Raw genomic sequence first — 14,313 nt, forward strand, 5'->3', positions numbered from 1 at the left:
CTGTAACCAGTAGTGGTTAGAGTGAGAATATACGTTTCATTAAACCAAGAATGGGTTTCTGATATTAGAGCAGACTATGTAATTTCCATCAAAAACAGTTGATAATATTTTTTAGCCGGATGATGGCCTAAACGGCTTCCTGTAAGTCCAAATCTTCTTTTAGCATCAGACACAATACCTTTAATAGAGTAGTGTTTGTACAAGTGCCTGACTATAAATAAGATGCAAACTATTGCAATAGCAAATAAAGTGTGAAGGGAAAAGCCAGCTCAACAGGTAACCTGAAAATGACTTGTGTCATAGTTTAAGAACCTGGCGGAGGTTTACTTTGGGCTCTCGGGTAAACTATAACCTCCATGATCACACCGCAACTCCTTCAGCCTTCAAGTATAGCCATCGTGGGCGCTTCAAATGATACCTCCAAACCAGGAGGAAAAGTGCTCTTCAATATTTTAAAACATGGCTACACCGGGAAAGTGTTTGGCGTGAACCCCAATGAGCGACAGGTGCAGGGAGTGCCCTGTTACCCATCCTGCGACGACCTGCCAGATGTGGACCTGGCTATTATCGCGATTGCTGCTCACCAGGTAGAGGCTGCCTTGCGCTCACTTGCTTATCATAAAAATTGCAAAGCGTTTATTCTTTTCTCGGCAGGTTTCAGCGAGGCAGGAGAGGCTGGCAAAGAACTGGAGCAACGGTGCGTGCAGCTAGTAGAGGAAGTAGGAGGTACGCTGATTGGTCCGAACTGCATTGGCGTCATAACAGGCAACTATAAAGGTGTGTTTGCCGGCCCGGTACCCACTTACGATCCGATGGGCTGCGACTGCGTATCCGCGTCGGGGGCAACCATGGTATACCTGCTGGAATCTGCTATTCCGAGGGGCCTGAAATTCCGGGATATTTTTTCGGTTGGTAATAGTGCCCAGATTGGGGTGGAAGATGTGCTGGAGTACTGGGACCAAACCTACGATCCTAACTATAGTTCCAGCATCAAGCTGCTGTATATGGAGCAGATTGGAGACCCCGCACGCTTCCTGAAACATGCCCGCTCCCTTGTGAATAAAGGCTGTCGTATTGCAGCTATAAAGGCAGGAAACACAGAAGCCGGTTCCAGAGCAGTCTCATCGCACACAGGGGCGCTGGCCGGCTCGGATGCGGCCGTAAGTGCGCTGTTTAGAAAAGCGGGCATCATCCGTTGTTACAGCCGGATAGAACTGGTATATGTAGCGGCTATTTTTACAATAAAACCTTTGCAGGGAAACCGGATTGCCGTTATTACGCATGCAGGTGGCCCGGGCGTGATGCTAACCGATATACTGGTAAAAGGAGGGATGGAAGTGCCACGCATACAAGGTCCCAAAGCAGATGAATTGCTGGCAAAACTGCATCCGGGTTCGTCTGTTTCGAACCCCATCGATTTTCTGGCAACCGGCAACGCACGACAACTGGGTGAGATACTGGACTATGTAGACAATGAATTTGATGAGATTGATGGTGCAGTTGTTGTGTTCGGTACAACGGGTATGTGGCGTGTGGATGATGTGTACCAGGTGCTTCACGAAAAAATAAAGACCTGCCGCAAACCTGTTTTCCCGATCCTGCCTTCAGCTATACAGGCGGCCGAAGAGGTGAGCCATTTCCATGCGATGGGTCACGTAAATTTTACGGATGAGGTAAGTTTTGGCTACGTACTCTCCAGGGTAAATAAATTACAGCCACCCTACCCGGAACCCCGGTTACCTTCGGTTGATGTGTCCCGGATCAGGGAGGTAGTTGAACGCAACTCTTCAGGCTATCTGCCACCAGATGAAGTAAACGCATTGCTACTGGCAACAGGGATTGCTACAGCAGCGCAGGCCTCTGTAAGGTCAGAAGCGGAAGCTATAGTTGCGGCAAGAGATTTTGGTTACCCGCTGGTAATGAAAGTGATTGGCCCGGTGCATAAATCGGATGTTGGAGGTGTGGTGCTGGGTATACAAAATGAACAGGAAGTAACCGCCAACTATAAACAGCTAATGGCTATAGTTGGTGCGGAAGCCGTACTGCTGCAGCAACAGCGCAGCGGGATAGAAATATACATGGGTGCCAAATCAGAGCCTCCATTCGGCAAGCTTATACTTTGTGGCTTAGGTGGCATTTTTGTTGAGGTTTTCAAAGATGTTTCTGCAGCCTTGTCGCCGGTGCACAGCAAAGAAGCAGCCCGCATGATCCGCCGCCTGCACTCTTACCCGATCATCCAGGGCGTAAGAGGCAAGACCGGTGTCAGTGAAGAGTTACTAACTGCAACTATCCTGAAGTTGAGCGCCCTGCTGGAAGCTGCGCCCGAAATAAGTGAAATGGATATAAATCCGCTATTGGGAAGCAGGGACGCGCTGGTAGCAGTAGATGCCCGCATTTTGATAGAAAGATAAACTTTATACAGTCTTTCCTTTAGAGTAGTCAGGATTGCCCCGCATTCCACTGTAAGCCAAATTGTGTTTCGGGTAGTTGAGTCATGTTTCTTTTATACTTTCTGATGTGATAATTGATTTAGTGTGCTGGAAAGACATCAGCAGGCAGGTTTGGGAATTTGTACAGTTTCAACTGTCGATAAGGATTCGGAAGCGTGAAACTACCTGTTCTAGCGCCTACTAAAAACAGCAGGTTCCAGGTTTGATCACCCCGGTCAAAGTTAAAAAAGCCTGCTTTTTTCCAGCGCCACAAACCGCACAAATCACACGCATAGTAGAGGAGAAACCAACCGGCCTTCCGAAGTATAAACGTGAAGTTATAGTATGATGTCGTTTTAACCCTATTTCCTGTTAAGGTACAGAAAACGCATTGCGGATCTACTGCTTTTAAATCTATAATTCTAGACTATAGTCAGGTTATGGATTTCGATGTAATTTCGGTGTAAAGTAAGGGCGCCGGTTTGCTCTAGTTTTTTTAGCAGGCGGGAGATCACTTCGCGGGATGAGTTAAGTTCGTTGGCGATCTGTTGGTGAGAAAGTTTCACTTTGTTGCCGCTCACTTTCACGTGGCGTTTCAGGTAAAATAGCAGGCGTTCATCCAGCCCTTTAAAAGCAATGCTGTCCAGGGTTTGTAGCAGTTCTTCGAAGCGTTGGCGGTAAGATGCGATGACAAAGTGGTGCCAGGTTTTATACTTGCCCAGCCATAGTTCAGACAAATGAGAAGGAACCAGCAGTACTTCCGCATCTGTGACAGCTTTTACCCTGATCTGGCTTTTCTCATTGCGCGCAGTACACATCATGGATAGGGCACAGGCATTACCTGCTTCCAAATAATACATCAGGAATTCATGGCCTTCGTCGTCTTCCCGGTATACTTTCAGCAAACCACGCAGCAGCAAAATAGTAGATGTAATGTATTGCCCCGACCGCATTACTTCATCCCCTTCACTTACTTCTTTCAGGGTGCTCTCTCGTAATAGTTCATCTAGTAAGGAGTCTTCCAGGGTAGGGAATTTTTTAAGTACAAGCTCTTTCGGGGTCGTCTGCATGCTGTTAAGTTAAGTGGACTTATTTATACTTTAATGTATAGTATAAATAACGCAAGTTGCGTGATACTTCACGTGTTATAAAAAATATTCTGCCAGCACCTGGCATACGGGTTATAGTTTGCAAACCTATTAAATCGTAACTGCCATGAGTGCACCGGCTATTACAATATACCGCTTTATTGACAGTTTCTTTCATGCCCTCAGCAGAAAAGATGACGCGCACTGCAAAATATACAATGCCAAAGTGCTCACTACCGCCTAGCTGTCGGCCAGCTTCTTTTACGGAAACCTTCACTTGACCTGCGGCTATATGCAAGCCCGTCACGGGGTCAGGCGCATTGATAAGTCGGGTTGTTTTGTCCTGTTTACGTGTCTCACATCGCTTCTGCATCGAATATAGTACATAACCTTTTGAGTAGTTGAAGCCAGGCAGCCCAACTAAACCGGAGAAACCAAGTAGGTAGTAAGAGAATGCTTCCACAAAGGTGATTCATTTTATTTTTTTGAGAGGTTAATTCTACCTGTTAATGCAGCAGCTAAACTTTTGATAGTACAGATGAGATCGTGCGTGCTGATATTTTTTCTTTTAATTCTTGTATCTATAATTATAAATATAGCGTTTCAGTACTACTCTTCAGGATAAACACTTCTATTCTTTAAAGTGAGAATAATCATACACTAACCTTATTGATACATACTAAATAGTACAGTACGGCTTCTAAAATTAAAATGCATGCGAAACTCAAAGTCAGTATTCCTTCTTTATGTGCCACTACTTTGTATTTTAAGTGTCTTATGCGGCGGATGTTACAAGAAGCAGGATGCTGTTAAGGAAACGGATCCTATAAGTACAACCAATACACAAACAGAAAAGACAGTTGAATCTGCGAAGTCATCTGCCACTACCACTCCGGCCGAAACGGCTCCTACTAGAGTAAACGTAAACGTTTACCTGGAAATCTCAAACGGGATGAAAGGCTTTATGCCAACACCAACTACCGGGAAAGCTGCTACCACGTTCCAGAACAACCTGCTGAAACTGATCTCGGAAGTACAGGACGGACGTTATGTAGCTGAAAAAGGCTTTTACCTGGCCAAGGAAGACGCTCAGAGCCGCCCGGTGCTGGACAGTGTGTCGTACAATACCATGAAAAGCTATATCGTTAGCGGTATCAAAGATGATGTGCGCGGAACGCCACTTCCGGCCATGCTTAAATCGGCTTTGCAGAAATCTATAGATCAGGGTGCGGTGAGTGTTATAATTTCGGACTTCATCCATGGGCCGGACCCGCGTGACCAGGGACAATTTATCTCGCTTGATGCCGACATCAGGAGTAGCCTTCGGGAAGCTGAGCATCAGGGCCTGGCAATTGCAATACTTGGCAACTCGTCAGAATTTTTCGGGACTTACCACCCGGCCGTAAAAAAGCCGGAACAAAGAAGAACGCTGAACGGGGTGGAGATTCCTTATTATATCTGGGTGATCGGTCCACAGCAGGATGTGCAGGTAGTAACCAACAGGGTGCTGCGCAATCTTCCGGCACAGCAGGCATACTTTGGGTTTAAGTACGAGTCCATTCCTTATTCGGCTTTACTAAAAGAGAAGCAGTTCAGGCCGGCCGGCGTGGTGTACTGCAGCAGCCGCAATGCTGACCCGTGTACAGCTGTAAATCTGCAGCCTGCCAAAGACGAGCCGGTAGAGTTTACAATTGGGCTGGATCTGAGCCAGCTTCCGATATCGATGCAAACTATAGATTACCTGAAAAAGAACCTGAAAGTAACTAGTAATGGCAGCAGGCCAACTATAGTTTCAGTAAAGGCGGCTGATGAAACTATAAAAGCAACACCTGACCTGGCAAAATATAGCCACTTTGTGCGGGTACGCGTACCGGAACTTACGGCTAACTCAGGTACTATTTCGGTACAACTGCCGCAGGTAACGCCAGCCTGGATCAAGACCTGGTCTACCGATAACGACAATAACCCGGCTTCGGCTCCTAAAAAGACTTACCAGCTTACCAAAATAATTGACGGCGTTCAGGCACTTTACCGCGACCAGAACGACTTCGTTTTCAGTGCAACTATACAATTTAACAAAGCAGACTAACACCCATGATACAAAATTTTTTCTCGGGCCTCTACGAAATATTTCTGGGCCGCCCTATCCCTGCAAACTTCACCAACGATTACCGCGAAGTCGTTTTCCCAAATACCGGGCTCATGCTCTTTATCATTACACTGGCTATAGTTATAGTTTACTACTATGTGCTGAACCGCGTGATGAGCACCGGCCTGTATAAAACGCAGCACTGGGTAATGTTCCTGGTCCTGAACGCGATCATTGCTTTCATTATCCCAATCATGCAGGTTACCGGCAACGACATCGAGACGCATTCTTACACGTATATGTTCGCTTTCCTGAACGTGATATACAGTATCATACTTTTCTTCGTTTTCTCTATAGTACTTAAAAGGGGCTCTGTGCAGGCATGGACAACTCCTATGAAATGGCCTAATAAAAAATAAACTATGGCAAAGCTTTTTGTATTCGGAATTGGTGGCACCGGTTCCCGCGTGATCCGTTCGCTGGTCATGCTGATGGCGGCAGGTGTCAAGATTCAGAACTGTGACAAAATAGTACCGATCATTATTGACCCCGACACCCAGAACGGCGACATGAACCGCACCGTGGAGCTGCTTAAAACTTACAAGCACATCCACAATGCCCTTGGCCGCCGCGACGAAGGTTTCTTCCACACCGACATAAGTACCTTGTCCAGCATAGCCGGCGATGGCACCGCCAAAATACGCGACAGTTTTGTGTATGATTTCGGGGGTATCAACAAGCCTTTTAAAGACCATGTGGGTTATAACCAGCTGGACGTAGAAAGCCAGGCGCTGATAGACTTATTGTTTACACCTGAGAACCTGAACAACAGCCTGGATGTAGGTTTCCGGGGTAGCCCGAACGTGGGTAGTGTGGTGCTGAACGAGATCATTGATTCTCCTGAAATGCGCTTTTTCGCTTCTAACTTTCAGCCCGGCGACCGTATCTTCTTTGTAAGCTCGATCTTTGGCGGAACAGGTGCCGCCGGTTTCCCGCTGCTGCTCAAAAACTTCAAAGATAATCGTACCAGCCTACCAAACGCAGCCAGCCTTAACGCAGCGCTGACAGGGGCGATGGTAGTGCTTCCATACTTTTCGCTGGAGCAACCAGCCGCCGGTGTAGAAGCTGATTTCATCGATTCCAATACCTTTACTACGAAGGCGAAAGATGCGTTGTCGTATTACCAAAACCACCTGAATGGCGTGAATGCGGTATATTATATGGGCGACACGCCGGACAAGCCAATGGAAAACAACCCGGGTCGCGCCAGTCAGAAAAACGACGCACATTTGGTAGAACTGCTAAGCGCTTTGGCTATAGTTGACTTTATGGATTACTCCGATGATGAGCTTTCCGGTAATGAGACTTTCCATGAATATGGCCTGCGCGAAGATGTGGGCAACGTGCAGTTCTCGCACCTCGATAGCGAGACAAGAGACAGAATTGCCAGTCAGCTGATTCGCTTCCACTACTTCGAGCGTTACTATACCACCCACCTGCCAGGCGACTCGCAGGCAGCTTATGCAAAAGGCGTGGATTTGCAGGGTGCTCTTCGTAACGAGCCGGTGTTCAGGGAGCTGAACAAATTCCTGACAAATCCTGAGTTCGGTTACCAGGCATGGCTGCGTGAGCTAAGCCGCAAAGAGAGAACCTTTGCCGCACTCGACCTGAACGAAACGGACTTCAACCGTATGGTGTCGGACAAGCACATCGAAACAGGGTTTCTGAACAAAGGCATCCACCAGGGCTCCTTCGTGAAAGAACTGAACCGTGCTTCGGAGTCTATTTCAGACCGGGATGCCTTTAAAGCAACTATAAAAGCTTTTGAAACTGCTACCGAAAGGCTGGTGGAGGAGAAGCTGAAGTATAGCTAAAGACCTCACCCAGCCCCCTCTTAAAAACAGGAGGGGAGAGTAACTAAAGTATAGGGAGTGTTTTTTCTCATTGTCATCCTGTAAGGATCTTGTGGGAAAGAAGTATAAACTTCAGCTATGAGAAGCCACAACTACTTCGTCTACATTATTACCAATCCGGGAAGAACGGTGCTTTATACAGGTGTAATGAACGATTTGCAGGTCAGGATAGAACAGCATAAAACAAACCGGGGAAAGCCGGAGACATTTGCAGGACGCTACTACTGCTATAAGTTGCTATACTTGAACGCTATAGTAGTGTGCAACACGCAATAGAGTGTGAAAAGAGATAAAGCTTATGAGTAGAGAAGCTAAGCTACAATTGACAAAAGCAGAAAATCCTACGCTAATGTTTTTGGATGTGTGGGAGTAGCAGGCCTAACTGGTCCTTGCCCACAAGATCCTTTCAGGATGACAGAAGAGTAAGGTAGAATTGAATTTAAATAAAGGGGCCTGAGGCCCACCTATAGTTAGTCACGAGTGAGGACGCTCGCGCCATACAACTTAAAACAAAAAACAAACATGCCGAAAGTACTTCGTCTACATAAAACCGGATCAAACGTGGAAGGCTGGGCCAAGACCAGCCAGATCACCAGCACCGAGATCAAAGATATAACCGATGGCGCCGGTGGAAGAGCGCTGAAGATTAATGCTTCTATACCTACGCCGTTTGCCCGTATGCACCTGTTCGAGACCGCTTTCGATTTTGTGAAGCGCGGCGTGGCAGGCAACAGCACAAACACCATTTACCACAAGTTTGTCACGCACTTCTGGGATCTGTGGGAGTTGCTTTACAACCACCAGAGCTACGCGCAGGCCGGTAACAAGATCATCATCCGTCGCTGGAACAAGCACCAGCAGTTAGGGGCTATGCAGGCCAACCCAAACACAAGTTTGCTGGGCCGCACGCTGGAGCTGTTCATGAACGACACCCGTTTCCAGGGGATTGAAGACATTTTCCTGATCTTCTTTGAGTCGACAAGCCCGCGCGGCGACCGGCACATGCAGTTGATAGGCGGTACCTCACCGCTTACCTTCCTGTTTGTAGCCCCGAACGTACAGCCGCTAAGTATAAACCGAGCCCAGAACATCGGTACGTACTTTGACCATAACTATGTAGCACTGGAGCATCGTGAGGCAGATTTTAGGGAGTATGTTCACAAACTCTTTGTATCAAATCCTGCGATGATTCAGGCCTTCCCGGCGGTGTATAATGCGCTGGACGAGAACCAGCTGCGAAGTATAAACATGGCCGGTGCCGTGGGGCAGGGAGCAATCGCATCCCAATACCTGCAGCTCGTGGATTTCCAGCAGAACCCGGTGCATGTAGGCAACATCAACTTTTTAGTTAAAAAAGACCAGACCGCCGTTACCAGCAGCGATCTGTTTATTCGTCCGACCCACACAGGCTTTGCAGGCGAAAGACCAATCGTGCTAAAACCTGAACTGAGATTAGCTCCTGAAGTGAAGTATGTGAATAACCTGGCCTGGCCGGTGAATACTATAGTTGGCTATGCTGATGAAAAGCCGCTGGAGAATCGATCGCTTCCGGGAGTTGGATTCAACTATCCATACTTAACTATAAACGACCTGCTACAAGAAACGCTGGTGCAGGTGCCATACGAGGTAAACACCGATCGTTTCTTCAGCGGTACGGTGGTGTATCAGCCGGGCGTAACGGAGAAAATGTTTAACTACCTGCTGCCGATCACGAGCTTATACTTTGATTTCTTTACGCCGGAAGACCTGGCAAATCACTTGACCTTCCACATCGATGTGAACCATGTGCGGGTAACGCTGCGTGTGCCAACCGAGAAAGGAAGTGTAGTGTACGAGCGCAGCTATTATGATAATCCGCTAAACTCCAAAGACGCAAACGGCAACACAATCCCGGAGAAAGGCCATATCCTGAAGTCGAGAATCGGTTTAGGTGTGTTCCCGTTCTACAAGTTTACGGATGCAGTGCAGTACAACGACTTCTATAAAGTGATGCTCGTGGATGAAGACATCGATCCGCTACTGGTGAACAAGAACCATACACTCAATTTTTATGGGGGCGGCAAGCTTTTGGAAGCTGGCGGTGGTATTATCTCGGCTACAGCACATAAACGAACCAAAAAGAGCAATAGCAGCGCCGGTAGTACATACTACGAGATCCGTGGCACACACTTCGATTTTGCAGAGTTAACCCATGCCGGAGTAGATTTTGAAGGCAAAGCGCTCATTGTACCAAAGTTCGAGGAAAAGCAGCAGGGAATACACAACTTCACTTTTGCCATCGACTTCGGAACCTCGAACACACACATTGCCTATACTTCGGGCTCGAACCAGCCGCCGCGCGAGTTCTCCATCACCGCCAACGACCAACAACTGGTGATGCTGAACAAACCTTCCGACGACCCGGCTTTAACAGATTACCAGCGTTTCCACAAGCGCGGTTTCGGCAGGTTGTTTGCCGTGGAGACTTTGCTCAAGCGTGAGTTTATACCGTTGATTATCGGCTCGGGTAGTTCGCTTTATAATTTCCCGACCCGTACGGCTACCTGCGAATCTATTGATTTCGAGAACCAGATAACCAACCTGTTTGGCAACATCAACATCGGTTTCTCGATCAACACGGAGGGCACACACCAGGACCAGTACAAGCAAACCTACCACACCGACCTGAAGTGGAGCGAGACCCTGACCAATGCCGGCAAGCGCCGCATCGAAGCGTTTTTCACTGAGATTATGCTGCTTATCAAAAATAAGGTGGTACTGAACAACGGTAATGTGGCCAGCACTAAAATAGTATGGTTTGCACCGCTGAGCTTTGATGAATATTCGCGCAACATGTTCCAGAACGTGTGGGATACAGTATACAACAACGTGTTCAAGAATGGCAGAAATACGGTTTGCATTACCGAGTCGGTAGCGCCATTTTACTTCTTGTCCAGAACAGGGGCCGTGGTACCGAGCCAGGATGAAAACCTGATCAACGTGGACATTGGCGGCGGTACAACTGATGTGCTGCTGTTTACCAACCGCAGGCCTTCGCATAGTTCCTCGTTCCGTTTTGCAGGTAACGACCTGTGGGGCGATGGCTTTGCTACCGTGAAGACCAGTAAAGACAATGGCCTGTTGCAATATGGTGTAGACCACGTACTACGCATACCGTTAACCGAAGAGGGACGCGAATACCGCAAATTCCTGGAAACTGCGCTGGATAATCCGGATTTCAATTCTGCTGACATCAGCTCGTTGCTGTTCAGTTATGATAAAGAACTAAACTATAGTTCGCAGCTTTTGCAGGCACGGCAGTTACGGCTGATGTTCTACCTGCACTTTGGTTCGCTGATGTATCATCTGGCGCAACTGGTGCAGCAACTGGATGTGAAAGTGCCGCGCTACATTTCGTTCAGTGGTCGTGGAAGTTTGTATATTAAGCTGCTGAGCGCCGGCAACAACCTGTCGAATGTGGAGCGTTATGCCAAGGCTATTTTCCAGAAGGTAACAGGGCAGGAGCCGCCGGCAAACTTTAAGCTGGTACTGGTAGATAATCCGAAGCAGGTAACGGCCAACGGTGGCGCCATGGCCCTGGAAGGAACCGATCTGAACGACCTGACCAACATCCCGATCATGAAGCCGACAGGCTCGGCTATCCCGGCAGATGCACTGTCGCCTGTAACCAAAAACCAGATTACCGGAGAATTGCGCCAGGAAGTGATGGACAATGTAATAGCCTGCTTAACAATGCTACTGGATGATCCGGATATATCGCCGCTGATGCGCTCGATGGGCGTGGAAGTTGACCCGATGCGTGCGCTGGACTTTATGCGCATGAACCTGCAGGACAGCTACACCATGATACTGGAGGATACCGTACGCGGCCTGACAGACCGGGAGCCACTGCACGAGACCATGTTCTTCATGCCACTCAAGCAATCGCTGTACCTGCTATCAAAAGAACTGTATAAGCAGCAGTCGCAGGTAAGCGCTATTTCGTAAACGGCATCAAACTATAACTATAGATTCAGCCACTCTACAAACTATAGCCGGGAGTGGTTGAGTTTTATAGTTTGTACACCACAAATATAAATCAGGATAAACAACATTGATACATGGATATAGTAGCAATCATCATTAGCATTATAGCGCTTGTAGGGGCAGGTTTTGCTTTTATCAGGGCCAGCAGCTCGCACCATATTTTAGGCAAACGCATCGCAGATTTAAAGGAGCGTGTAAAGTACCTGGAAGCAGCTCAAAATAAAGGACAAAACACTTCTAGCCGAAGAGAGTCACCGGCTCCGGAGCAAATTGAGACAGGTCGTAGAAACCAGTCGCGTCAGGAGCAGCAGGAAGCACGCCAGCATCAGCCAAGAGAAGAAAGGCAGGAGCAGCGTCAGAAACAGCACCGAGAGGAAAATCAGGATGCACGGCAGCGACCGCCACGGCAGGAACAACCCCCGAAAAAACGTGAAAGACAGCAGGAGTTTCCTGAAGAGCTACAGGGCAAAGAAGGTATCACTGAGCAGCAGCCACGCCGCAAGAAAGAGAATCGCAGGAGAAACGAACCTTTGGAAAGACACAACGAAGAAAGCACTGGAAGAGAACTGCAAAAGGCAACCCCACGGGAAGTGAAACTGGAGTTTTCGGATACTGATTTTTTAGCTGAACTGGAGCAGTCTGCGGGAAGTATGCCTACGGAAGCAATGCCTGAAGTGGTAACTGAATCCGGTATCCGGTTTGCGATTATACCCGAAGACGGCGTGATACGGCAGCACCATTTACAGCGCCAGCCAGACTCAGACAGTTACATTGAAATAGACGTTCCCGCCGAAGGAAGTAACCAGACTCACTACCGGTTTAACCTGAGTGGTAACCATGCTTTTGTTATCTCGCAAGGCATAGACCGACTGGAGAACGCTTTTGATTTTGAGAAGCCATCGAACCGCATGGTTTCGCGCATAGTTCAGCAGCAGGATGGCGTGCTGGCGAAGGTAAACAACGGCTGGAGAATTCAGGAGAAAGCCCGTATCGATTTCAGATAACACGCATACATGGAAGGTATTTTTATTATTGAAGCACTTATAGTACTGGCTATAGTTGGGTACCAGTTTTATGTATTCCGCAAAACCAGTGTAAAGATCAATGCTTTAAAAGCCCTTTTCCCTTCCGAAGACCAGTTAACCATAACCGAAACTTTACTGGACAATACGGTTAGCTCTAAAACTCCAACTATAGCGGCAGAGCAGGTGCGTGAAGCGGTGCTGGCGGGCAAACCTTTCCGGGAGTTTACGCCCTCTAACCCTGCTGTTAAGCGCATTACAACCATAGCCGACGGTGTGCTGCATATAGAAGTAAAAGGCGGGCCTATACCAAACTATACCATTGCACAGGACAAGTTTGAAAAGCTGCTGCAGGATGGCAATATTTTCCTGGAGCAGGGCGACCCCGATGCCCTGATAAGTTCTGTAGCTGCCGGAGGCAGGGGAGCCGCAACTATAGATCTGATCGAAGCGCGGAATTCATCCGAAACGTTCAGTAAGATCATCCGGAACACCAACGAATATTTAAAGCGCAACAAAGGGGCGGCTGCCGATTTTGATATCCTGAAAGATGTATCGGAACGCTATTCTGATGCCCTGGATTCGGAAGTACAATCCACTGTAACCACGCCGCTATATATTGGCCTGTTAGGTACGTTTTCCGGTGTCATTATTGGTCTGTCGAGCCTGATCTGGTCTGGATTGATGTCGGATGACAGTGGTGCCGCCGGCTCTTTTATAACCGACCAGAACATACCTTCTTTTCTGTTTGGAGTAATGATAGCGATGGCTGGTAGCTTTTTTGGTTTACTGCTGACCCTGGTGGGCAACCATGCCTTAAAGAATGCCCGCAGCATCAGAGACCGCAACCAGAACGATTACTATACTTTCCTGCAAACACACCTGCTGCCCAAACTAAACTCCGATATGGCAGCCAGTTTAAGCAATTTAAAGTCGGTGCTGGATTCGTTCAATAAAGATTTCCTGGACAAGGTACTTGGCTTCCGGCCTATAGTTGATACGCTCACCGATAACATCAGCACCCAGAAAGAGTTTATTGAGAAGCTGGATAAGATCGGTTTTACGCAGATGGCTAACGCTAATTTGCAGGTGTTTGATAAGATGAAAGAGAGCGAGCAGCTGTTCCAGAATTTTATGAACTACCAGGTGGCGCTAAACGAATCGGTGCGGAAAGGAGCAGAGCTGACAAATACTATAAGCGATGTGCTTGGCCGCCTGAACAGCCTGCAGGAAGGATTTGACAAGGTGCCGGGTTACCTGCAGAAACACGACGAATCGATACAACGGCAGGTAAACTTCTTCGGTCAGCACGAGCGTGAATTACAGGATATTGGCTCGCGGATAGAGCAGTATTTTGACAAAGCCGCACTGCGCTTAACCGACCTGATGGAAGCCCGCCTGCAGCACCAGGAACGCGACGCACAACACGCGTACGAAAAATGGCAGGAGCATTTCAGGAGAATAAACGAAGACAACATTTACCAGCGCATACTGGACTACATGCAACCCTTCGAAAACCTGAACCAGCAACAGGATAGCCTGAACAGAACTCAACAGAAGTTAGCAGGCGAGATAACACAAACGAACGAGCGCCTGCTTCAAAAAATAGAAGCCGACGCGGCCATACAGCAGCAGTTGCTGCAGCAACTGCAAACCCTGAACATGCATATGGCCAAGAGTCTGGAGCCTGGTCCTATTAAGGCTGCATTCGATAAATTGTTTGGCGGTGGCAACAGCAGGAGGTAG

The 14,313-nt window shown here is 48.0% G+C and carries 9 protein-coding genes and 1 pseudogene; 9 read left to right on the top strand and 1 reads right to left on the bottom strand.

The features are described from left to right. Nucleotides 1-356 precede the first annotated feature (356 nt). Nucleotides 357-2,411: an acetate--CoA ligase family protein gene (locus GSQ66_RS02905; RefSeq protein WP_162426086.1), complete on the top strand. Its 2,055-nt coding sequence runs from the start codon at nt 357-359 to the stop codon at nt 2,409-2,411. Nucleotides 2,412-2,851: 440 nt separating this feature from the next. On the opposite strand, the gene GSQ66_RS02910 is transcribed toward GSQ66_RS02905, so the two are convergent. Beyond that, nucleotides 2,852-3,499 (bottom strand): Crp/Fnr family transcriptional regulator, encoded by a 648-nt coding sequence (locus GSQ66_RS02910; protein ID WP_162426087.1) that lies wholly within the window; start codon nt 3,497-3,499, stop codon nt 2,852-2,854. Between the two features lie 145 nt (nt 3,500-3,644). Between GSQ66_RS02910 and GSQ66_RS19265 the strand changes: the two are divergent. The 8 genes and pseudogenes from GSQ66_RS19265 to GSQ66_RS02950 form a co-directional block, all read left to right on the top strand. After that, nucleotides 3,645-3,851 (top strand): annotated as a pseudogene (locus GSQ66_RS19265) (IS982 family transposase); the annotation flags it as partial. A gap of 381 nt (nt 3,852-4,232) precedes the next feature. Continuing rightward, nucleotides 4,233-5,606, top strand: a complete 1,374-nt coding sequence (locus GSQ66_RS02920) for a hypothetical protein (protein WP_162426089.1) — start codon at nt 4,233-4,235, stop codon at nt 5,604-5,606. A 5-nt stretch (nt 5,607-5,611) separates the two neighbouring features. Next, on the top strand, nt 5,612-6,025 hold the full coding sequence (locus GSQ66_RS02925; protein WP_162426090.1) for a hypothetical protein: 414 nt from the start codon (nt 5,612-5,614) through the stop codon (nt 6,023-6,025). Nucleotides 6,026-6,028: 3 nt separating this feature from the next. Continuing rightward, nucleotides 6,029-7,480 carry a hypothetical protein gene (locus tag GSQ66_RS02930; protein WP_162426091.1) on the top strand — a complete coding sequence of 484 codons (1,452 nt, stop codon included), beginning with the start codon at nt 6,029-6,031 and terminating at the stop codon, nt 7,478-7,480. Between the two features lie 117 nt (nt 7,481-7,597). Beyond that, nucleotides 7,598-7,795 (top strand): GIY-YIG nuclease family protein, encoded by a 198-nt coding sequence (locus GSQ66_RS02935; protein WP_202923390.1) that lies wholly within the window; start codon nt 7,598-7,600, stop codon nt 7,793-7,795. Nucleotides 7,796-8,041: 246 nt separating this feature from the next. Next, nucleotides 8,042-11,506 (top strand): acetate and sugar kinases/Hsc70/actin family protein, encoded by a 3,465-nt coding sequence (locus tag GSQ66_RS02940; RefSeq protein WP_162426092.1) that lies wholly within the window; start codon nt 8,042-8,044, stop codon nt 11,504-11,506. A gap of 113 nt (nt 11,507-11,619) precedes the next feature. Continuing rightward, nucleotides 11,620-12,549 (top strand): hypothetical protein, encoded by a 930-nt coding sequence (locus GSQ66_RS02945; protein WP_162426093.1) that lies wholly within the window; start codon nt 11,620-11,622, stop codon nt 12,547-12,549. A gap of 9 nt (nt 12,550-12,558) precedes the next feature. After that, nucleotides 12,559-14,313: a hypothetical protein gene (locus GSQ66_RS02950; RefSeq protein WP_162426094.1), complete on the top strand. Its 1,755-nt coding sequence runs from the start codon at nt 12,559-12,561 to the stop codon at nt 14,311-14,313.

The organism is Pontibacter pudoricolor, from assembly GCF_010092985.1.
In the GTDB taxonomy this organism is placed as follows: domain Bacteria; phylum Bacteroidota; class Bacteroidia; order Cytophagales; family Hymenobacteraceae; genus Pontibacter; species Pontibacter pudoricolor.

What these genes read in the sequence shown, in the direction of transcription:
- GSQ66_RS02940 (WP_162426092.1), top strand. Translation starts at nt 8,042, where the DNA reads ATGCCGAAAGTACTTCGTCTACATAAAACCGGATCAAACGTGGAAGGC.
- GSQ66_RS02930 (WP_162426091.1), top strand. Translation starts at nt 6,029, where the DNA reads ATGGCAAAGCTTTTTGTATTCGGAATTGGTGGCACCGGTTCCCGCGTG.
- GSQ66_RS02935 (WP_202923390.1), top strand. Translation starts at nt 7,598, where the DNA reads ATGAGAAGCCACAACTACTTCGTCTACATTATTACCAATCCGGGAAGA.
- GSQ66_RS02910 (WP_162426087.1), bottom strand. Translation starts at nt 3,499, where the DNA reads ATGCAGACGACCCCGAAAGAGCTTGTACTTAAAAAATTCCCTACCCTG.
- GSQ66_RS02925 (WP_162426090.1), top strand. Translation starts at nt 5,612, where the DNA reads ATGATACAAAATTTTTTCTCGGGCCTCTACGAAATATTTCTGGGCCGC.
- GSQ66_RS02945 (WP_162426093.1), top strand. Translation starts at nt 11,620, where the DNA reads ATGGATATAGTAGCAATCATCATTAGCATTATAGCGCTTGTAGGGGCA.
- GSQ66_RS02950 (WP_162426094.1), top strand. Translation starts at nt 12,559, where the DNA reads ATGGAAGGTATTTTTATTATTGAAGCACTTATAGTACTGGCTATAGTT.
- GSQ66_RS02905 (WP_162426086.1), top strand. Translation starts at nt 357, where the DNA reads ATGATCACACCGCAACTCCTTCAGCCTTCAAGTATAGCCATCGTGGGC.
- GSQ66_RS02920 (WP_162426089.1), top strand. Translation starts at nt 4,233, where the DNA reads ATGCGAAACTCAAAGTCAGTATTCCTTCTTTATGTGCCACTACTTTGT.